The organism is Cupriavidus sp. GW823-FHT06D04 (assembly GCF_058795055.1).
Window position 1 is genome coordinate 139,704 of sequence record NZ_JBXAHL010000007.1, and the last position, 19,881, is coordinate 159,584.

The window sequence follows — 19,881 nt, forward strand, 5'->3', positions numbered from 1 at the left end:
AGGCCATGCCCCACCAAACCATGCGTGCGATGGTCTTCGAGGGCGCGGGCCTGCCGCTGCGCCTTCACAACTTGCCGGTTCCCGACCCGGGGCCTGGCGAAGTTCGCATTGCCGTGGGGGCTTGCGGGGTGTGCCGGACCGACCTGCATATCGCCGACGGCGACCTGCGCCATCCCAAGCCGGTGCTCATCCCAGGGCATGAAATCGTCGGACAGGTGGATTCGTGCGGCGCCGGCGTCACCGCCTTCAAGCCGGGCGACCGCGTGGGTGTGCCCTGGCTCGGACATACCTGTGGCCGTTGTCACTACTGCCTGCGTCATCACGAGAATCTTTGCGACGCGCCGCTGTTCACTGGCTATACCCGCGATGGCGGCTATGCGGAGTACGTTATTGCCGACAGCGGCTATTGCTTCCAGATTCCGCCTGGCTACGATGACGAACACGCCGCACCACTACTCTGCGCCGGCCTGATCGGCTACCGGACGCTGCGCATGGCGGGCGCAGCCAGCCATGCACACCGCATCGGCATCTACGGCTTCGGCGCCGCCGCCCACCTGGTGACGCAGATCGCGGTGGCGCAAGGCCGCGAAGTCTACGCCTTCACCCGCGCGGGCGACGCAGGCGCGCAGCAACTCGCATACCAGTCCGGCGCGTGCTGGGCCGGCTCGAGCGACCTCCAGTCGCCCGTGCCGCTGGACGCCGCGCTGATTTTCGCCCCGGTGGGCGCGCTGGTTCCCAAGGCGCTGCGCGCTGTGGACAAGGGTGGCATCGTGGTCTGTGGCGGAATTCATATGAGCGATATCCCAAGCATGCCTTACCAGCTGCTTTGGGAAGAAAGGCGCCTGTGTTCCGTAGCCAACCTCACGCGTGCCGACGGCATCGCGCTGATGGATATCGCCGCCCGGACTCCGCTGCATACGCACACCACCGCGTATCCGTTGGAGCAGGCCAACGAAGCGCTGGCCGACCTGCGCGAGGGCCGGCTTACCGGCGCCGCCGTCCTGAAACTCCGTCAATAGATTCCTGGCAGATAGATCGATGAGCCGTTACCAGACACGTTTTCAGGCGCGTGAGCATGCGGGCTCGGAACTGGCCTGGGCGTTGCGCGCGTATCGGGGAACCGGTGCCCTGGTCCTGGCGATTCCGCGCGGCGGCGTGCCGGTCGGGCGCGTTGTGGCCGACGCACTGGGCGCTGACTTCGACCTGGTGATGGCGCGCAGGATCGCTCCTGGCGTAGCACTGGACGACTCTGGCGCGACATGGTGCACGGACGCAATGAACGCAAATGGCGGCGCCAGCAGCCAGCGTGATGCCCAGTTCGACCAGCTTCGCAGGCAGCGCGCCGTGTATACGCCGGTTCGCAAGCTGGCGGATCCGGGCGGTCGCGTGGTGATCGTCGTGGATGACGGCCTGGTGAGCGGCGCAACGATGTATGCGGCCCTCGCAAGCCTGCGCAAGCGGCACCCTGCCCGGCTCATATGCGCGCTCCCGATCGCCACCGCAGCCGGCCTGGACCGGGTCCGCGCGTTGGCCGACGAAGTCATCTGCCTGGATACACCGGACCGCATCGAAAACCTCGCGCACTTCTATCATGAGTTCCAGCTGGTCAGCGACGACCGCGTCCGGCAGTTGACTGGTATACCGCCAGCGCAACCCCAGACCCGCGCCCGGCCAAGTGCGGTGGCGGGCGTGCCGTCGTTGAGCAAGGCGATGCTGATTCCGTATCAGACGACTCGGCTCCGGGCCATGCTCGAATCGGCGCCGAACCCGATCGGCGTCGCGGTGATGGTGCATGCCGGTGGCGCGCAACGCCGCGCAGCCCGCAGCCATTACCTGGCACGCAAGCTACGCGCGAAAGGATTCGCCACCTTGCTCGTAGACCTGCAGCCTGACAGCCGCGTCGACGACGCACCGGAATCGGACGTCGATGAGCTGGTGGCAAGACTGGACCAGACCTTGAGCTTCCTGCGTACTGGGACGCCCTGCGCAAGCTTGCCTGTGGGCCTGCTCAGTACCGGCACCGCAGCGGCGGCAGCCCTGCGCTCGGCCGCCTGCAGCGCGACGCAACTCAGCGCTGTAGCCTGTGTTGCGGGGCGGCTGGATCTCGCGGGAAGCGCAGCCCTGCAGCAGCTCGAAATCCCTGCCTTGCTGATATGTGCCAGCGGCAATCCGAAAGACATTCAGATCAACAATCTTGCATTCGAACAGATGCATTGTCCGCGGCAACTGAGGCTCATCCCGACCAGCGGCCGCGGATTTGAAGACCCCAGGGCCCTGGAAGACATCGCGGCACTCACGATAGGCTGGTTCGAGCGGCACCTTGCGGCCCCATCTCCTCTCGGCCTGGGTTACGGCGGATGACAATACCTGGCGGATTACGCTCCGCAGCAGTCTTATCAAGCTGCAGCTTGCATTTCCCCTCGGACTGAGCCGGATGTCTGGCGCGGCCGCTACGAGCGGTAGTCTTGGTGGCGGTTCGTCATACTGGAGAATGAGGAATAACCGCAGCTTCGGCTGCGGTTATTCACTTTGGACGCCTGACACAACGTTGGGCTGGCTGGACCGTCGCTTGCCGGCTGGGGATTCAACCGGTCGACATCGAGGGGTAGATGGTCGACGATTCAAGACACTACCAGCACCGCTGCCCGTCAATGCCGATCGAGTGTCCTGGCTTGCGCGGAGGCAGCGAATACGCTTCGGCGGACATCAGGTCGGCAGGGTAGAGTTGGAGGAACGACCGCGTTTCATCCGCCCTCGCGCCGGACAGGCCAATTCACGTCAAGCCACCTTCTGAAGCTCGACGCCATACAAGGGTTGCAGGTGCCTACTTGCCGCCGACGCCGACCTTGCCGCGCCCGACCTTTCGATGCGGCACACAGGGGCGCAGCCTCTTCCTGGAGCCAGCCGTCAACGTGACGTGCTCCGCAGGGTAGCGGGTCGTCCTGTGCGGCGCGGCCTGATAGGCGGAATGGCCTGGATTGATGCGCTTGATAGCTGACATGACTGACACCTCCTCGTCTTGTTAGCGGCACTTAGCCCGGATTACCGCCCTGCGGTGGAGACGTAGCAGCGCCCTGCTCGAGGAATCGACGCCCGCCTCGCAGCTCACGGCCGGCTTGCCGCAGCGGAAGCGATGAGACCGCATGGCTTAGCGACTGATAGCTCTGGTGCAGCATCGATTGGATGATTGCCCAGTCCGCGTCCGTCATGTCGCCCGCTTCTGCGCGAGCATCGCGAAGCAGCATCGCTTGCGCGCGCAGCCGCCCGTGTTCGCGCGTGGCATTCGCGGGCACCATATACAGCGAGGCCGCCGCTTCCGCGCAAGTGTTGGTCAACGCATCGGGCCCATAACGATCATGCTCCCGATGCACGATCCACCATTCCAGTTCCAGCCTGGTGGTTCGGGCGATGTCGAAGTTGCGGTCCCCCGTGTAGTGGATCAGGGTGAAATAGGACTGCAGCGCGGGCATCGCCTTTTCGTAGTCGCTGCGCTGCTTCCCCTCTTTGAAGGTGAAGGCGGCGGAGGCGCCATAATAGGCGCCGACGTACGACCTCAGCCACGGAAACCGATACTGCGTGCGCAGGGTCTGCGCCAGTTCAAGGAAGAGCGAGACGGGTCGGCGATCGTAGTACGAGCGCCACATCCTCGTTTCCAGCGTGCCGGTCGCGATCGGATCGAAGCGGCTCAGGTCGCGGTGCCATGGCCAGAAGAGATCGGCTGCGGCATAGCCGATTAGTAACAAAAGTGCGACCAGGATCGTCCGTCTCGAACGTCCTGGCCGGGCAGCAGTCGGATAGCGCCTCAGGCCGCGAAGGGGGGCGTGCCGGGTTGTGTGCATGTCGAATCGCGTTGCTACGCAACAAGCGCCTGGTCTATTTCTTGGCTACCCGCCCGAGGACGGCGGCCAGCTCGGCATCTTCCAGGACCGGCATGATCTCCAGCTCCATCAGATCGCTCCACTGATAGGCGAACTCGGTGAGCTTGGCCGCATCGTCGGTTTCGAGCAGATCGAAGCCCGACCCGAGAGAGGCGCTGGTCCACCTGCCCAGCAACTGGATGCCCTCCGGCGGTAGCCCGCCGGTTCGCAGAAAGCGATCGATCGCTTCGGCGCGCTGCTCCTTATCCGGAGCCCAATGGAAGGTCATCATGAATTTCATGGCGGCATCTCCTGATGGTGGTGTCTCACCTCCTCCTACTTCTATATACGTTCCGGCGCGCCATGCGGATGCGATCGAGCGCGCGCGTCTCCGCGCGTGGCGAAATGGGGGAGTTTGTGACCTGTCGGGATGCCCGGAACGGACGCCGCCCGACGCCTGTCACCCGACGCGGACGGCTGGCGGCGCTAGCAGGTGAGGTGCAGGATCGCGTTGGCGCCTTTGGGGTTCGACGCGAGCGTCTTGATGGCGTCGGCTGTCGGCTGGATGACCAGCTCGACATGGCGCCGTTTTGCCTCGCGCTTCACCTCGTCCATCACCGGCAACGCGCCGGTTCCGGTGCCGACCACGAGTTTGCTGCAGTTCCAGGGGATGTCTTCCTGGATCGACAGCGGCGTGTGGCCGAAAGCTTCGCGGAATGGCTTGGAGGGGCCCTTCCTGCGTTTAAGGACCTTGCCGTGGTCGATGACTACGTCGTGGTTGTATGTGACGCCGTCGATACTGATGGTGCCGAAGGAGAATGATTCAAACCGCATTTAGAGCTCCTCTGCGATTTGGGTGCGCGTTTGCTGTGCGCGGTGGCTGGCCTTTGCGTGCGCCCGCTGTGGTCGTCAGACGGGCTGGCGAGGTGGTGCGGTCATCCGGCACGTTGCGCGGGGTGCTGCAGGCTGGCCTTCAGTTCCTCGCGTTCGGTGAAGGTCGGGTTGGCCTGCCAGCCGACTAGTTCGTCGTGCCAGCTCTCCCACACGTTCTCGTCGAACTCGAAGTCCTCATCCAGCCGCCCGCCGTCGCGCAAATAAGCGCCGATCACCTGCGTGCCATCCCAGTAGGCAACGGCCACGTCGGAGAAATCGGCAGTGGTTCCGATCGGCATGTCGCGGAGCAACATTGCCAGGTTTGCCTTGAACGCTCGGAATTCTTGGGAGGTCATGGCGGGCTCCGGTGCGGAGGCGGAAGATGATGGAAGGTTGCACCTGATCTTTCGGCGCGTCAATTTGGAGCGTTGACCGGCACACTTTGGGCCGCCGTGAAAGTCGACAAGAGCCGACCGGCCCACAACTGGCGGAGGTCGCTTGCCGGCCAGTTTGAGCCACTCGAAGGCTCCCATCGGATGACCGCATCGGCCGATGATCCGCCGTTGGCCGGCACGGCGGCGGACCGCTCTTCCCGGCTGAGGAACTGCCGTTCCCTGAGGCAGCTTCGAACGGCCGACCTCGGAAAACTAAGGGAAGAAGCTCAATGCCTGCTTAAAGGCGGAGACACCTCAGGACAGAAGCAAGTCCGCAATACTTCAAAATGCAAACAGTAACGCTCGGCATCAGCGACGGCGCCTTAGCGCCGTCCGCAGCATGGCGTTGTCAGGTGCTGGTGCGTCCTGTTTCATGGCGCAGGCCGGCTGAAATGCAAGACTTTCGCGTTCATCCGGATGGGGCAGATACAGCCGTTACGCGTCACACTGGATGCACAGCGCGCAAAGCCGTGGAATCCTGGTCGCTTACTTCATTCCTTGCATACACTCCTTCGGATCCATGGGCCCCAGGTTCTTGACGATTTCGAATTTCATGCCCTTCACCTGGGCGATATACATGTTCAGCCGGACGTGATGCTGACTGGGCACCATTTCAGCCGCCCCCCCTGGCCCCTGTGCGATCTTCGCGTGGTCCAGTGCTTTGATCACATCATCCTGGTTTAGCGAGCCGGCTTCTTTTACCGCAGCCTCCCAGAGTTTCAGACCACGGTACAAGCCGGTGGCTGCGCTGCCAGCGGTGAATTTGGCTTCGCCTGGATAGAGCTTGTCATACTTCGCCAACAGTTCCTTGCTAAAAGGATCGCTGACGTTCTGGTAGTAGTCGAGGCAACTATATAGGCCCTCCACTTGTTCCGGCGGAAAGAAGCCAAGGAAGTTCTCCTCGAAGTACGTGCACACGAGGTGGCCGCCGCGCTTCATGAAGCCGGACTGATGGAGTTGTTCGAGGAACGACCCCAGGCCGGGCGGAACTATCGTGTTGAATACCACCTCGGCTCCGCTGGAGATAATTTTTTCGATTGTCGCTTTATAGTCGGTATGGTCGAGCGGAAAGTACTCCTCGCCGACGATCGAGCCGCCATGGGCGGTTGCCACCTCACGTAGCTTCCTGTTCATCGTGTGCGGCCAGATGTAATTAGCCGATGGACAGTAGAACTTCTTTGCTCCGGTTTTCTGCATCAGCCATGGAATCGTAGATTCAACCTGCTGAGCAGGCACTGGGCCGGTGCAAAAGATCAGCGGGTGGCATTCCTCTCCCTCGTATTGCTCCGGATAGATGTAGAGCTTCTTGCCCTGCGAGACAGCAGGACCCTTGATGGCTTGCCTCATGGAGCTGTAAATGCCGCCGAAAACAACGTCGACCTGATCTTGCTGGACGAGCTTCCGCGCCTTGGCTTCCCCAACGCTATCGGTCGTTGCACTGTCCTCGAGGTACAGCTCGATCTTCCGTCCCAACAAGCCCCCCCTTGCGTTGATCTCATTGATCACCATTTTGGCCACATTTGCATTGGCGATGCCCAAGAACGAGAGGGGACCTGTAATGTCGGTGATGACGCCCACCTTGATGGATCCACTTGTTGATTCACTCATCGGTTCTTCTCCCTCAAACGGCCACGTTAAGCAGCAGAAGGCACGGCCGCCGGCTTGCCCGGTAGCTGGGCGATATTGTCAAGACTAGTTCATTGGGGCATTTCTTCTGTCCACTACCTCATTAGCGATGCCCCGTTCAAGTTAAGAGTTAAGACGGCCAATGGCAGCCACAGGTTGTGGGGCAAGCGGCACATGATCGAAGTGCAAGTGGCTACTTAGGCCGATGAAGCGACGATCGCCAACCTTGAGAGCCGCTAGCCATCCTTCACCGGCCGTCCGGCGAGCGGAGGCTGGATGGCGGCACATCGGCCAACTCAACCCTTCCGCACTGAGCAGTCGAATGACTCAGTCACGCCCTGAGGTGGTCAGTCAAGTTTTTTTCAGAGCAAAGTTGGTTTCCCGCACGAGCCTTTAAGCCGGCAATCCTGTCCGTCTTCGTACCTGGGCGAACTTCGTCACCGCCGACCGAAACGGATTACCTTGGAAGCGCTAGGTTCCCGAGGAGTGGCGAACCGCGCTTCCTCAAGGCGTTGAGGTAGCTGCTCTCGTCGTACCGAGCTCCTGTCTGCCAACAACGGTAGAGGATCCGTATCCACTTGAACGCCAATGCGCGAACCGCAACCTGGTACGAGCTGCCCTTCGCTCGATACAGTCAAACTCGCGCCTGCCCTCACCGGCCGGCTGCAGGCAGATGTCATGTTTAGTATCGGCCCAATCGATGCCGACGAAGGCCTTGAATTGCTGATTCAACAGAGGTGCCATGTGAACCTCCACAAGTGATAGATTACTTGGCAGGGACATGCATGCTTGCGTTCAGCGAAGGCAATATAGTGAGCCGGTGCGACGGCGAGCCCTGAGTATTCGTTTGAGCGCAAGCGCACCTGTGGACTCGGAGCTAACTGAGCAATCGTCCTGGCGTTTGGGTCGGGATATTCGTAGCCCACAGGTGCTTGTCCCGCCTTCACTGGCAGCTTCGCTGCCAGTCCCAAGGTATCGATGAAAGCGGGACGGACTATCTATAAAGGGTCGGGAAGCGCCGGTCGGCACCCTGCCCTCACTTGACCCAGATCGGCGACGAATCGACCGGTCAGTGGCGGCTACCTCGAAGGAGACCGCCCAAATCGGGGGCTGATTAAGCGGCAGGCGGCGGGGTTCTCCTCCGGAGACCGCGGCTAACTTCGTCGTTGCCCCCGCTTTGGCACGCTGTCTCCAACAACGGCTATTTGTCGCACCTTCCCCTGTCTGCTGGTTTAGTGTTGCGCCACCGCGTCGGCGTCATCCCGAACTGCGCCGTGAACCAACGGACAAACGAGCCATAAGAGGAGTATCCGAGCGACTCGGCAATGCGGCCCAGCGAGAGGCTTCCGTTGTCCATATAGTGGATGACAAGATCGCGCCGTACGCTATTGACCATGTCGGAGAAGACCGCTCCGGTGCTTTCGAGCTGGCGCTGCAGCGTGCGCACGTTCATTCCCACGCCTTGAGCAACTTGCTCGATGGTAGCGCGCCCTATCGGAAGCATCAGATAGATCGCCTTGCGCACCTTGAGCACAACTGACGGCTCGTTAGCCCCCGGCAACCCTTCAAGCAAGCGTTGGGCATGGCGTGCCATGACGGGGTCGGCAATGGGGTTGGGAATCTCCAGGTCGGCAGCTCGGCAAACCAGACCGTTGAACGAGCTTGCGAACTCCAGCTTCCCCCCGAAGATGCGGCGGTGCAGCCGCAGATCAGGTGGGGCGTCATGGGTGAAATTGACGCTAAGAGGGTGCCAGGAGGTGCCCAGAAGCGTGCTACACATGCGTGACAGTGTGCCCAGTGCCAGCTCAACTGACTGTATGGATGGGCCGGCGTCATCCGCGACGACGTCCTCCCGGACGAAAACCTTCTTGCCGACCTCCTCGATCCGGATGACCAGGAACTCATTCATCAGGTGCCGAAACTGAATCAACGTTCCGACAGCGTCGCGCAGGGTCCTTTGATGCGTGAGCAAAACGCTGACGACACCGAGGTCAGACAGTTGCCACAGGTCGGCCATACGCAGCCCGAATGTCGGACATTGTGTGATCCGCGCAGACTCTTCAAGCAAGGTAACGGCACCACTCCCGGAAATCCAGTGGTCCGGGTCCGCAAGCATCTCTCTGCTCAACCTCAATTTCCGTAGCAACGGCTGCGGTTCCAGGCCCAATTGCTGCGCAACCTTGAAGTAGTTCCTGAGCACGCCAGTGCGAATCAATGTGGCCATCGTTTCTCCGTTACTCGGGAAGTAGCCCAGATCCGTTCGTTCAGGGGAAACCCGGGTATTCCGAATATTCTGTCATGAAATGAGACATGAATGTCATGAAATGAGAGAAAGCGACCGCCCCGGGATTACTAGACTAATCCCGGTTCGAGCTCAACAGTTCATTGCGGCGCCGATAGCTACCCCCCATTAAGGAGAACGAAATGCAATTTCTGGATGATTCGCTGCACCCGGAGAACATGGACAAGGTCGTGATCACGGTGGCCCCCTACGGTCCGGAGTGGATGCCGGAAGATTTTCCCGAAGACATCCCTGTGACCATGGAAGCGCAAATCCAGAAGGCAGTCGATTGCTATGAGGCCGGCGCCAGCGTGCTGCACCTGCATGTGCGCGAACCGGATGGCAAGGGCTCCAAGCGCCTGTCCATGTTCAACGAACTGATCGCCGGCGTGCGCAAGGCGGTGCCGGACATGATCATTCAGGTCGGCGGCTCGATTTCGTTTGCACCGGAAGACGATGGCCAGGCTGCCAAGTGGCTGTCGGACGACACCCGACACGCACTGGCCGAACTGGACCCGAAACCGGACCAGGTGACGGTAGCGCTCAACACCATCCAGATGAATATCATGGAGTTGATCTATCCGGAATTCTACGAAGGCACGTCCCTCGCCAATCCGGCTACGTACGATGCCTACCGTGAAATGATCGTTCCGGCAGGCCCGACCTGGGCGGAAGAACACTTGCGCCGCCTGCAGAATGCCGGCATCCAGCCGCACTTTCAGTTGGTTGGCATGCACGCGCTCGAAACGCTGGACCGCATGGTGCGCAAGGGGGTCTACAAGGGCCCGCTGAACCTGACCTGCATCGGCATCGGTGGCGGCCACCATGGACCGCATCCGTACAACCTGTTCGACTTCATCCAACGTGCACCGGATGGCTGCACCGTTACCGCAGAGTCGTTGTTCAAGAACGTACTTCCGTGGAACACGATGGCGTTGGCGATGGGTATGCATGTGCGCTGCGGCATTGAGGACACCCTCATCGATCAGCATGGCAAGCGCTTCACCTCGGTGCAGCAGGTGCAGCAGCTCGTACGAATCGCCAAGGAGTTGGGCCGCGAGATCGCCGATGGCAAGGAAGCGCGGGAAATCTACCGTATTGGCACCTGGTACGACGATGTCGATGAAACCCTGGCCGCCAACGGCATGACCCCGAACCGCAAGCCTGGTGTCAAGAACGTGCCGCTGCGCCGCGCAGCCTGAGTCGACTACGGCACAGACGAGAAGTCGGTCCAGTTGATATGTGCACTCCAGCCTGAATTGCGACAACTGGATCGATCTGCTTTGTCTTGTTCGCTCCTGCTGACGTCAGTCATGAGGAGCAAGTCTGAGCGCCCCTGCTCATGCCAGACACACCTGTCATTCGCACAACCACCGCATACGACGCCGTAACAACACATACGCAAAGGGCCAAATGACCTCGAACATCATCCGGCTTGTACGCCGTACCTGCCTTGCAACACTGTTGTCCGCCCTGCCCCTCTCCAGCGCACTGGCGGAAGGGGATTGGCCCAATCGCCCCATCCGCATCCTCGTTCCAGCTCCGGCGGGGGGCGCATCCGACATGATCGCACGTACGATTGCGGAGAGCATGCGCCAGAACCTCAGACAATCCGTGGTGGTTGAAAACAAGCCCGGCGCGGGCGGCATCATTGCCACGGACGCAATGCTCGGCGCGCCACGCGATGGCTACACATTCGTGCTGTCTCCCAACTCGCTAGTGACGGAGAACCCGTACAGCTACAAATTCCGCTTCGATCCCTTCAAGGATGTGGTACCGGTCGCTGAAGTGGCCAGCGTGCCGCTGGTGCTGGTTGCCGACCCTCGTCTGCCGGTCACCAATCTCAGCGAGATGGTGGCCTACGTGAAGGCACATCCGGGAAAGGTCTCCTACGCGTCCTACAGCTCGGGTACGATTTCTCACATCAAAGGCATGCAGTTCAACAAGGCGGCCGGGCTGGACATGGAGCACGTCGGCTACAAGGGCTCGCCCCCTGCGCTCACCGACCTGATGGGCGGCCAGATTCAGTTCATGTTTGACGGCATGGGCACCGCGCTTGCGCTCGTGAAACCCGGCAAGGTCCGGGCGCTGGCGGTGACATCGGCCGAGCGTTCGCCGTTCCTGCCCGATGTGCCGACAATGGCGGAAGCGGGCTATCCAAATCTCAGCCAGATCATGGGCACCAGCGTCTGGTCCACGCCAGACGTGCCGGCTGCCATCCGCAGCAGGCTGCAGAGGGAGCTACTCAAGGCCGTCTCATCCCCTTCGGTGAAGAGCCAGCTTGCGGCACTTGGAATGAACCCAGGGAGTCTCACGCAGACGACGGCCGATTTGGAGAAGACGCTCAGGCGGGAGAACGAGCGGACAGGTCAGGCACTACGTGCCATCAACTACAAGCCCTCCTTGAACTGACCGCCATGCACGACGACAAGTACACCGGTACAAGCACCCTGCCAGCCACGCCCATCAGCGACAGCTTGCGCGCGAGCGGCTATTGGAATCCGGAGTGGAACAGCTTCACCGAGCTAGACCCCATCTGGACCGAGAAATTCCTCGACATGGCCATGCATCCTATGACCAAGGGGCTGATAGAGCCAAAGGTCTGGGAGTTCATCTCCATAGCCGTCGATGTATCCTGCACGCACATGTACGGTCCTGGTACGCGGCGCCATATCCGCCGGGCGCTCGAGCTCGGCGCCACCAAGGAAGAGATCGCCGCTGTCCTTCAAGGCGTCAGTGTTCTAGGCTTGCACGCGAACAGCATGGGTGCGCCGATGCTGCTCGAAGAAGTCGCGCGCTTTGACGCGCATTCTCAAAGCAAGAAGTGAATCTCTTCCATCCAAGGCAAAGCATGCCAGTCAGCCTCATGTGCTGACTGGCATGCTTTCGGGTCTACAGCGTTTTCCGGGAAAGGGTCTCATCTCGTTTTCAGCAACAACACCAGTCAAGGCGGCAGGCGCCATGTCAGGCTGCAATAAACACAGCAGTCCGCCCTCGCCAACTGGCACCGGGCACGCCATTGCAGCGTGCCCGGCTTGCAGACGCTTACTCGACCGCGATGCCTTTGTCGCGGATCACCTTGCCCCACTTGGCATAGTCCTGCTGGATGCGCTGGGCCATCTGTGCCGGCGCCTGGTAGTTGGCAATGGCACCGGCCTTCAGCAATTTGTCCTGGACATCCTTGTCGGCCAGGATCTTGCCGACCTCGCCCGAGACGCGGTCCACCACCTCTTTGGGCGTTCCCGGCGGCGCCAGCAGGCCGCCCCAGGAAACGGCGTCGTAGCCCTTGAAGCCTTGCTCGGCAATGGTCTTGACGTCGGGCAGCATGCTCACGCGCTGCGGCGAGCCGACCGCGATGGCGCGCAGCTTGCCCGCCTGGATGTGCGGCAGCGCGGCGACGAGGTCGGCGTACATGATCGGGACCTGGCCACCGAGGGTGTCGCTGATCGCGGGCACGCCGCCCTTGTAGGGCACGTGCTGCATCTCGAAGCCGCCCATCTGCTTGAGCAGTTCCATGCTCAGGTGGCCGAAGCTGCCCGCGCCGGAGCTGGTGTAGTTGAGCTTGCCCGGCTGTGCCTTGGCCTGTGCGATCAGCTTGGGCAGGTCCGTCACGCTGGGCAGCAGCGTCGGGTTGACCACCACCACGATCGGCAGGTCATAGACGGTGGCGACGGGCGTGAAGTCCCTGGTCGTGTCGTAGCCCGCCTTCTTGTACAGGTGCGGCGCCAGCAGCGTGGGCGTGGCCAGCATCATCAGCGTGTAGCCGTCGGGCGCGCTCTTGGCCACCTGGGCGGCAGCGATGGAACCCGATGCACCGGCGCGGTTCTCCACCACCACCGGCTGCTTGAGGCGCTCGGCCAGCTTCTGGCCGACGATACGCGACGCCGTATCCGTGGGCCCGCCCGGCGGGAACGGCACGACGAGCTTGATCGGCTTGTTCGGCCAGGATTGCGCGAAAGCGCTGCCGACAAGCAGCGGCACCGCGGCCAGGGCCAGGATGGCACGACGCCGGGAGTGGACCATACGGGTGAAATTTCGAGTACGCACGATTGTTGTTCCAGTTGAATCAGTGCAAGGGAACCCAAGCCCCCTTGCCGGGCAGGGCTGCGCGGACGTTCATGTGCGTCCGCGCGGCACGAATGCTCAGGCCTGCTGTGGTGTCTCGGGCAGCGTCAGCACGCCGCGGGCCTGCAGTGCCTGCAGCTGGTCATCGCTCATCTGCAGCAGGTTCTGCAGAACTGCCCGCGTGCCCTCGCCCAGCGTCGGGGGCGCGTTGCGGATCGGCAGGCGCTGGCCATCCAGGCGGTAAGGGGGCGCGAACACGTGCGTGCTGCCTGCCACGGGATGGGGCATCTCGCGCAGCAGGCCGCCCTCGCGGGTCCGCTCGCTGGTCAATGCCTCATGCAGTCCCGCCACCTTACCGCAAGGAATGCCGCAGGCCGTCATGCGCTCCAGCAGCAGGTCGCGCGCAAAGCCGCGGATCAGGCCCGTGATCATGGGGGTCAAGGTCTCGCGGTTTTTGGCGCGCTCCACATTGGTGGCATAGCGCGGGTCCTCGACGATGTCCGGACGCTCGATGACCTGGCGGCAGAACTTGTCGAACTGGCTGTTGTTGCCCACGGCGATGATCAGCGGGCCATCGGCGGACTCGAACATGCCATAGGGCACGATGGACGGATGGGCATTGCCATAGCGTGCGGGGTCGCGCCCGAGCAGCATGGCGTCCAGGCCGTAATAGCCGGTAACCATCAGCCCGCAGTCGTACAGCGCCATCTCGATCAGCTGGCCCTTGCCCTTGCGCTCGCGGCGGAACAAGGCCGCCAGCACCGCCTGCGCGGCATACATGCCGGTCATCAGGTCCACCACGGCTACGCCGAACTTCAGCGGCGGCGTGTCGGCTTCGCCGTTGAGCGCCATGAGCCCGGCCTCACCCTGGATCACCAGGTCGTAACCGGGACGCTTGGCCTCGGGGCCGCTGGTGTTGTAGCCGGAAACCGCGCAGTAAATCAGCTCGGGCTTGATGGCCTTGAGCTGTTCGTAGCCGAGGCCAAGCTTCTCAGCCCCGCCGGTCTTGAAATTGTGGATGACCACGTCGAACTGCGGCAGCAGGTCGTAGACAATCTGCACGCCTTCCTTGCTCTGCAGATCCAGCGTGATGGACCGCTTGTTGCGGTTCATGCTGTTGTAGTAGGTGGTCTCGGTCTTGCCGATGCGCATGCCCCAGTCGCGCGTGTCGTCGCCGCGGCCGGGGTGTTCCACCTTGACCACCTCAGCGCCGAAATCGGCCAGGACCTGGCCACACAGCGGTCCCGCAAACACACGCGACAGGTCGAGTACGCGCACGCCCTCAAGCGGGAAGTCGATGCCTTGGGATTGGTCAGGCGTCTGCATTGTTTGTCTCCATGGGCTGTTTCGAGGCACGAGCCGTCTGTGAATAATCGTAGCTTATGTCGGGCTGGCGTCACGCGATGCCGGCAGGGCTGCCGCAGCGCAGCACTCTGGATGCGGTGCCGGAATCGCGAATTGCAGTGCATCGCCGACGACGGTGGCGACAGAAGGAAGCGGAAGCTTCCTCGGGCGTGGGCGGGTCCCCATCGCGGTCAGCCTAGCATTCTTGCTTGGATAACACCGCTATACAATCCCGATTAAAATTGACAAAATGTTCAATAAAATTTGACAGTGAATCGGGCCGCTGAGGCACCCTCCGTCGGCGACCTTGACTCGAGGTTGTGCTTCTTGAGCAAGAAGGCGGTTCTGATTGCACCGCCCCTCTCCTCCGCAGGTCAGGGCTGGCCCTTTGGGGCCGACGCGGGGTGGCTACGCGTGGCCGCTGCCGAGGCGCCTTGGCCGCCTGCACGCCCCATATTACGGTCAACGTCGCCGTGAGCTGCGCTCTTGTCCTTTTTGGCGCTCTCGCCGGAGGCACCGCTGGCAGCCTGCCCAGACGGCTCCGCGCGCCTGCCAGTGTCAGTCCCTGGTGTTGGAGGGGAGCCGTAGCGGCCGCCCTGGGCCCAAGCCGCAACAGCCGTAAGCGAAAGGGCGGCGAGGAAGGCTAGCTTTTTCATTGCTGTCTCCGTTCATGTGAGATAGCGCGCTTAGAGATAGAGGCGTATTAGATTTTTCAAACCTTCTTCACGTAAGAGTTGCACCAACCGTTTGCTGCGACCTGCTTATTACTGAAAATGGGACAGGGTCCCCACGCGTCGCCGGCTTTTCCTTGAAACAATTGGCAGTTGCTGCACTTCTGGCTTGCCTCGTGCCTTGGAAATTTGGCCTTATCGACCTTCGTTGTTTCGTGCTTGTATCCTAGTGAGACGGCTTGTGGATCGTTCTCGTCAAGCTTCCCCGCTTGTGCATTTGCCGGGGACTCGATGCCACCCACTGCGGCCGCAACAACGCCCGATATACCCCTCAAAAATGTTCGTCGAGTAGTCATCGCAGCACCTCCAGTCAAGACATTGTTGGTCAGCTTGTATTCGCCTCCCTTCCTTTCACGCTAGACGTTCGAGCGGCAAACACAAGCCATGAGGCCCGCTTTGCTTCGAACCGAAAAGTGCAGCACAAGACGCTGCGACCGGCGTAACCCAGCGCCGCCCCCTGGGGACAGCGCCGCGGCGGCAAACTGCATTGCATGAACGCCGGGCCGCGCGGGTGGCATCCGCTCCATCCCTTGCCATCGCCCTGCCCCAGCCGAAACATGGTTCAGGAAAGCACCGCTTGTAAGCCGGAGGTCAAAAAGCCAGGTCTCATACAGAATTAACAATTCGTCATCTTGCCAACGAGACAAGTTGCCTAAGCTGAGGCGAGCCGTCTGCAATTGGAGGAGGTCCTCATGCATTGCAATAACAAGCTTATCCCGTTGCTAGCCGGAACCGCGCTCTGCGCAGCCTTGACGGTCAGCCCCCCCAGCCAGGCGGCCACGCTGGTTTCCGGCCCCAGCCCATTTGCCGGATGCACCGTTGGCGGCGGCACCGGCATAAATTATTTGAATGCAGAGGTCGAACCTTATCTGGCCATCAATCCCGCCAACCCCACCAATTTCATTGGCGTGTGGCAGCAGGACCGCTGGTCGGATGGCGGCGCACGTGGTCTGGTTGCCGGTTCCTCCTTCGATGGCGGCAAGACCTGGACGCAGACGGCCCTGCCGTTCAGTGCCTGCGCCGGCGGGCTCGGTTACGAGCGCGCCTCCGACCCGTGGGTGTCGATCGGGCCCGACGGCACCGCCTATGCGATCTCGATTTCGTTCAACCGCTCCAACAACAGCAACGCGGTCGGCGCCGCGGTCTCGCGCGATGGCGGCAAGAGTTGGCAAAACCTAAGTGTCATCATTGCGGATAACGAACCCTCTTCGCAGTTCTTCAACGACAAGGAATCGGTGACGGCCAATCCGGTCACCCCTGGCGTTGCCTACGCCGTATGGGACCGTCTCGAGCAGCCGAATGCCAATCCGTATGCCAATTTGCACACCGCCGCCTTCCGCGGACCCGCGCTGTTCTCCAAGACTGTCGACGGCGGCCTGACCTGGAGCCCGCCGAAAGTGATCGTGAACACCCCGTCGCGGCAGCAGACCATTGGAAACCAGATCGTGGTCAACTCGCAGACCGGCACGCTCTACAACTTCTTCAACCTCATCAGGCCGCCCTTCAATATCACCGCCTCCAAGCTCGCGTTCGTCATGTCGACCGACGATGGCGCCACCTGGAGCAAGCCTAACGTCATCGCCGACATGCGCACGGTGGGGGTGACGGATCCCAATACCGGCGAAGCAGTGCGCACCGGGGACATCATTCCCGAGCCGGCCATCGACCCGGCAACCGGGCAACTCTACGTGGTGTGGCAGGATTCGCGCTTCAATGGCGGGCTGTACGATGAGATCGCCATGTCGACATCACGCGACGGCGGCCAGACCTGGAGCACTCCGATTCGCGTCAATACGCCTACCGGACGTCCCGCATTCACGCCGTCCGTGCGAGTCAATTCTGCCGGAATCGTTGCTGTTACCTACTACGATTTCCGCAACCTGGCCACCGGCAACACCACCACGCTGCCTACGGACTACTGGCTCACCACCTCGGGCAACGGGGGCGTTTCGTTCGGCGGCGAAGTCCATCTGGCCGGTCCCTTCGATATGAAGACGGCGCCGGCGGCATCGGGCTTCTTTGTCGGCGACTATGAAGGGTTGGCGACAATGGGAAATGCCTTTGTGCCCTTCTTTGTCCAGGCGAACTCAGGCAATACGGCGAATCGCACAGATGTGTTCGTGGTTGCTCCGTAACAGTAACCTGCATCATCGCTCCCTGCCTCTCCTGGCCGACGCCAGGTTAGGAGGAGGCGTGGTTGCAAGGATGGCTAGAAAGCTGGCGCTGTCAACTTGCTGGCAGTGCGCGGAATCTGAGGCAGGCTGGTACCACTGCACAGAAATCAGGGGCGCGAAGTACCGATCCCCATTTCTTCGAAGAGCTCGCGCCCCTTCACGATGCACTGCTGCTTAGCATCTTTAGATTTTTTGTACGCCCTTCTGCCGTCTTATGTCCCGTCAATCCACTGAAAGCTGTGCTTGCGCCTGCTGGCGGCTCCGGTTCACGCCGTTCTCCTGATTGCCATCATCGTATCGACGTCAATGACGCAAAAGTCGCGCTGGACCAATGCGCATACTCCTCACGGATATCGGAGCGATAAGGGCCCGGCGGCGAATCAGAATTCCCCATGTTTGCAAATTGCGTTTCCCCGCTTTAGCAGGGGGAGGCTTCCCACCGCGGAGGGAAGCTGTCAGGCTCGCCGATTGCGGCCCGCGCAATGCGGATTTGCGAACGCCGGAGCCGCCGATTGGGCTTGCGCGCCTTAGCACGGGTGCGGCTGCGCCAGGTTTTCATAGGACAGGATTTTTTTAGGGATGAATCAAGCGATCTTGCAATACCTGACCGAGCGCCACTGCTCCTCGCAATGGCGTGACGTGCTGACGGCGTTGGCCGAGGAACTCTCGGGGGTGATGGACCCGCCCAGCCTGCGCGCCTTCATGTGGCGCGTTGGCGTGCGGTTTGCCCAGCGGTTTGATCCGGGCAACTGCGCCACGCTGGCCGAACTCGAGCGGGCGCTTGCGCAGATCTGGCTGGACGTGGACTGGGGATGGGCCAGCATCGAGGATGCTGGCGGCGCGCTGGTGATCCGCCACTACTGCGCGCCGCTGCAGGCAGCGCTCGGCGAGTCATCCGGCAGCTGGTCGCCGGCATTCCTGGAAGGGGCCTACCAGCACTGGTTTCGTATGCTGGGTTCGTCCGACACCCTGAAGGTCAGCCAAAGTACGCCGATCGATGCTGCCGGGTGCCTGGAATTCCGGTTTGGCCGTTGAGGCGACGCGGGCCCGCCCTGCCGGGCCGGCCTCCCCAGCAACAGCACTCCTCTCCGTGAGTCAGAACCATGAGCCAGTTAGACGACCTGTCCCAGCTGTTCCAGCGCTTTGGCGGCAAGCCGGAAGCCTATAAAGAGATCGTGCGCGAGGACGCCGCGGCGCAAGCGCGCGAGCGTTGGCCGCTGCTGTCGGCGGTGCGGGTGGACGGCGCCGGCCTCGTGCCGCCGGTGCATAGCGCTGGACAGCCTGCGGCGGCACCCGTTGCGCCCGTAGCGTCGCCGGCCATGACGGCCGCGGGAAAGCCGATGGCAAACCCGGTCGAGGCGCCCGCGATGGCGCCGCGCTTTCGCACGCCCGAAGGCATGCCGCCGGCGCCGCAGACGCTGGCCCAGGCTGTCCCGGCGGTGCCGCCCGCTTCAGGTCCCGCATCTGGCCACGCATCCGGTCTCACTCCTGCTACCGAGCCTGCAGCATCCTCCTGCCCCGCCGCCATCTGGACGCCCACACCCGAGCCCGCCGAGCCGGAGCGGGCAAGCCCGATCCAGCCTGCCCAGCCGGTCGCTGCCGGCACCGAACTGTCGCGCGTATTCGCGCGGCTCGAAGGCCGCCCGCAGCCGGCTCCGGCCAGCGAGCGAGTGCCCGCCCGCCGTTCCTTCCTCGATCGGCTGAATCGCTCGTGAAAATCATTGCAGTCGTCTCGGCCAAGGGCGGTGTGGGCAAGACCACGCTGTCGGCCAACCTCGCCGAAGCCCTGACCATGGCCGGCGAGCACGTCCTCGCCGTCGACCTTGACCCGCAGAATGCACTGCGCCTGCATTTCGGCATGCCGCCGCACGAGGTGTCGGGCCACGCGCGCGCCACGCTGGCAGGCGAGGCCTGGCAGCAGAGCATGTACCGCGGCCGCTCTCGCGTGGTGCTGATGCCGTTCGGCGCGCTCAACGAAGCGGACCGCTCCGCCTTCGAGGCCCATCTCGTCACCCATCCTGGCTGGCTGCGCACGCAGCTCGGCACGCTGGGCCTGGGGCGCGACGACGTGGTGGTCATCGATACGCCGCCGGGCCCTTCGCCCTACATGCGGCAGGCGCTGTCGTGCGCGCAGCTTTGCGTGATGGTCTCGCTGCCGGACGCCGCCTCGTACGCCACCATGCCCCTGATGGAAGACCTGATCCGCACCTATTGCGAAGGCCGTCCCGATTACCTAGGCCACGTGCTGGTCATCAACCAGGTGGACGTGAGCCGCCAGCTTGGCAAGGACGTGGTGCAAGTGCTGCGCGCCCAGCTCGGCGAGCGCGTGCTGGGGGTGATCCACCAGGACCAGGCCGTGGCCGAGGCGCTTGCCTACGACCGCAGCGTGCTCGAGTACAACCCACATAGCCAGGCCACGCACGACCTGCAGCGCTGCGCCGCGTGGCTGCGCCGCGTCATGGCGGCCCATGGAGAAGCCGCGTGAAGCCAGACCAG

At 62.4% G+C, this 19,881-nt stretch carries 19 protein-coding genes and 1 pseudogene; 9 read left to right on the forward strand and 11 right to left on the reverse strand.

The window, feature by feature from the left end:
• The first annotated feature begins 5 nt into the window (after positions 1 to 5).
• Together AC1Q7H_RS12525 and AC1Q7H_RS12530 are read left to right on the forward strand one after the other, a co-directional pair.
• The gene (locus tag AC1Q7H_RS12525) at positions 6 to 1,019 is read left to right on the forward strand and encodes a zinc-dependent alcohol dehydrogenase family protein (RefSeq protein WP_492381347.1); all 1,014 of its coding nucleotides are present in this window, start codon (positions 6 to 8) and stop codon (positions 1,017 to 1,019) included.
• A 19-nt stretch (positions 1,020 to 1,038) separates the two neighbouring features.
• The gene (locus AC1Q7H_RS12530; protein WP_492381348.1) at positions 1,039 to 2,361 is read left to right on the forward strand and encodes a phosphoribosyltransferase family protein; all 1,323 of its coding nucleotides are present in this window, start codon (positions 1,039 to 1,041) and stop codon (positions 2,359 to 2,361) included.
• 463 nt (positions 2,362 to 2,824) lie between these two features.
• Here AC1Q7H_RS12530 and AC1Q7H_RS12535 read toward each other — a convergent pair whose 3' ends face one another.
• From AC1Q7H_RS12535 to AC1Q7H_RS12570, 8 genes and pseudogenes are all read right to left on the reverse strand, one after another.
• On the reverse strand, positions 2,825 to 3,001 hold the full coding sequence (locus AC1Q7H_RS12535; RefSeq protein ID WP_194946799.1) for a hypothetical protein: 177 nt from the start codon (positions 2,999 to 3,001) through the stop codon (positions 2,825 to 2,827).
• Between the two features lie 31 nt (positions 3,002 to 3,032).
• Positions 3,033 to 3,743 (reverse strand): hypothetical protein, encoded by a 711-nt coding sequence (locus tag AC1Q7H_RS12540; protein ID WP_228772397.1) that lies wholly within the window; start codon positions 3,741 to 3,743, stop codon positions 3,033 to 3,035.
• Positions 3,744 to 3,873: 130 nt separating this feature from the next.
• A complete protein-coding gene (locus AC1Q7H_RS12545; RefSeq protein ID WP_153954002.1) occupies positions 3,874 to 4,158 on the reverse strand; it encodes a DUF3303 domain-containing protein in 285 nt (94 codons plus the stop codon).
• A 185-nt stretch (positions 4,159 to 4,343) separates the two neighbouring features.
• Positions 4,344 to 4,691 carry an MTH938/NDUFAF3 family protein gene (locus tag AC1Q7H_RS12550; protein WP_492381349.1) on the reverse strand — a complete coding sequence of 116 codons (348 nt, stop codon included), beginning with the start codon at positions 4,689 to 4,691 and terminating at the stop codon, positions 4,344 to 4,346.
• Positions 4,692 to 4,792: 101 nt separating this feature from the next.
• A complete protein-coding gene (locus AC1Q7H_RS12555; protein ID WP_013953026.1) occupies positions 4,793 to 5,086 on the reverse strand; it encodes a hypothetical protein in 294 nt (97 codons plus the stop codon).
• Positions 5,087 to 5,650: 564 nt separating this feature from the next.
• The gene (locus tag AC1Q7H_RS12560) at positions 5,651 to 6,772 is read right to left on the reverse strand and encodes a substrate-binding protein (protein WP_492381350.1); all 1,122 of its coding nucleotides are present in this window, start codon (positions 6,770 to 6,772) and stop codon (positions 5,651 to 5,653) included.
• Positions 6,773 to 7,247: 475 nt separating this feature from the next.
• Positions 7,248 to 7,418: pseudogene (locus AC1Q7H_RS12565) on the reverse strand (IS110 family transposase); the annotation flags it as partial.
• Positions 7,419 to 7,991: 573 nt separating this feature from the next.
• Complete coding sequence (locus AC1Q7H_RS12570; protein WP_153953998.1) at positions 7,992 to 9,014, reverse strand: AraC family transcriptional regulator; 1,023 nt, start codon at positions 9,012 to 9,014, stop codon at positions 7,992 to 7,994.
• A 200-nt stretch (positions 9,015 to 9,214) separates the two neighbouring features.
• Here AC1Q7H_RS12570 and AC1Q7H_RS12575 point away from each other — a divergent pair, with 200 nt between their 5' ends.
• The 3 genes from AC1Q7H_RS12575 to AC1Q7H_RS12585 all read left to right on the forward strand — a co-directional run bounded on the left by AC1Q7H_RS12575 (position 9,215) and on the right by AC1Q7H_RS12585 (position 11,899).
• Positions 9,215 to 10,273 carry a beta-keto acid cleavage family enzyme gene (locus AC1Q7H_RS12575; protein ID WP_013953031.1) on the forward strand — a complete coding sequence of 353 codons (1,059 nt, stop codon included), beginning with the start codon at positions 9,215 to 9,217 and terminating at the stop codon, positions 10,271 to 10,273.
• A 211-nt stretch (positions 10,274 to 10,484) separates the two neighbouring features.
• On the forward strand, positions 10,485 to 11,483 hold the full coding sequence (locus tag AC1Q7H_RS12580; RefSeq protein ID WP_153953997.1) for a Bug family tripartite tricarboxylate transporter substrate binding protein: 999 nt from the start codon (positions 10,485 to 10,487) through the stop codon (positions 11,481 to 11,483).
• A gap of 5 nt (positions 11,484 to 11,488) precedes the next feature.
• Positions 11,489 to 11,899, forward strand: coding sequence for a carboxymuconolactone decarboxylase family protein (locus AC1Q7H_RS12585; protein ID WP_114130878.1), 411 nt, complete (start codon positions 11,489 to 11,491; stop codon positions 11,897 to 11,899).
• A 217-nt stretch (positions 11,900 to 12,116) separates the two neighbouring features.
• Here the strand turns inward: AC1Q7H_RS12585 and AC1Q7H_RS12590 are convergent, their stop codons facing one another.
• The 3 genes from AC1Q7H_RS12590 to AC1Q7H_RS12600 all read right to left on the reverse strand — a co-directional run bounded on the left by AC1Q7H_RS12590 (position 12,117) and on the right by AC1Q7H_RS12600 (position 15,507).
• The gene (locus tag AC1Q7H_RS12590; RefSeq protein WP_153954077.1) at positions 12,117 to 13,094 is read right to left on the reverse strand and encodes a Bug family tripartite tricarboxylate transporter substrate binding protein; all 978 of its coding nucleotides are present in this window, start codon (positions 13,092 to 13,094) and stop codon (positions 12,117 to 12,119) included.
• A 120-nt stretch (positions 13,095 to 13,214) separates the two neighbouring features.
• The gene (locus AC1Q7H_RS12595; RefSeq protein WP_013953035.1) at positions 13,215 to 14,462 is read right to left on the reverse strand and encodes a CaiB/BaiF CoA transferase family protein; all 1,248 of its coding nucleotides are present in this window, start codon (positions 14,460 to 14,462) and stop codon (positions 13,215 to 13,217) included.
• Between the two features lie 730 nt (positions 14,463 to 15,192).
• The gene (locus tag AC1Q7H_RS12600; RefSeq protein ID WP_080569592.1) at positions 15,193 to 15,507 is read right to left on the reverse strand and encodes a high-potential iron-sulfur protein; all 315 of its coding nucleotides are present in this window, start codon (positions 15,505 to 15,507) and stop codon (positions 15,193 to 15,195) included.
• 396 nt (positions 15,508 to 15,903) lie between these two features.
• Between AC1Q7H_RS12600 and AC1Q7H_RS12605 the strand changes: the two genes are divergently transcribed.
• The 4 genes from AC1Q7H_RS12605 (at position 15,904) to bcsQ (ending at position 19,870) form a co-directional block, all read left to right on the forward strand.
• Positions 15,904 to 17,346 (forward strand): sialidase family protein, encoded by a 1,443-nt coding sequence (locus AC1Q7H_RS12605; RefSeq protein ID WP_211981417.1) that lies wholly within the window; start codon positions 15,904 to 15,906, stop codon positions 17,344 to 17,346.
• 618 nt (positions 17,347 to 17,964) lie between these two features.
• Positions 17,965 to 18,420: a cellulose biosynthesis protein BcsD gene (bcsD, locus tag AC1Q7H_RS12610; RefSeq protein ID WP_013953037.1), complete on the forward strand. Its 456-nt coding sequence runs from the start codon at positions 17,965 to 17,967 to the stop codon at positions 18,418 to 18,420.
• Between the two features lie 68 nt (positions 18,421 to 18,488).
• Positions 18,489 to 19,100: a cellulose biosynthesis protein BcsP gene (gene bcsP, locus AC1Q7H_RS12615; RefSeq protein ID WP_492381351.1), complete on the forward strand. Its 612-nt coding sequence runs from the start codon at positions 18,489 to 18,491 to the stop codon at positions 19,098 to 19,100.
• Positions 19,097 to 19,870, forward strand: a complete 774-nt coding sequence (bcsQ, locus tag AC1Q7H_RS12620; protein WP_211981421.1) for a cellulose biosynthesis protein BcsQ — start codon at positions 19,097 to 19,099, stop codon at positions 19,868 to 19,870. Before bcsP ends, bcsQ begins: the two co-directional genes overlap by 4 nt.
• The last annotated feature ends 11 nt before the right edge of the window (positions 19,871 to 19,881 follow it).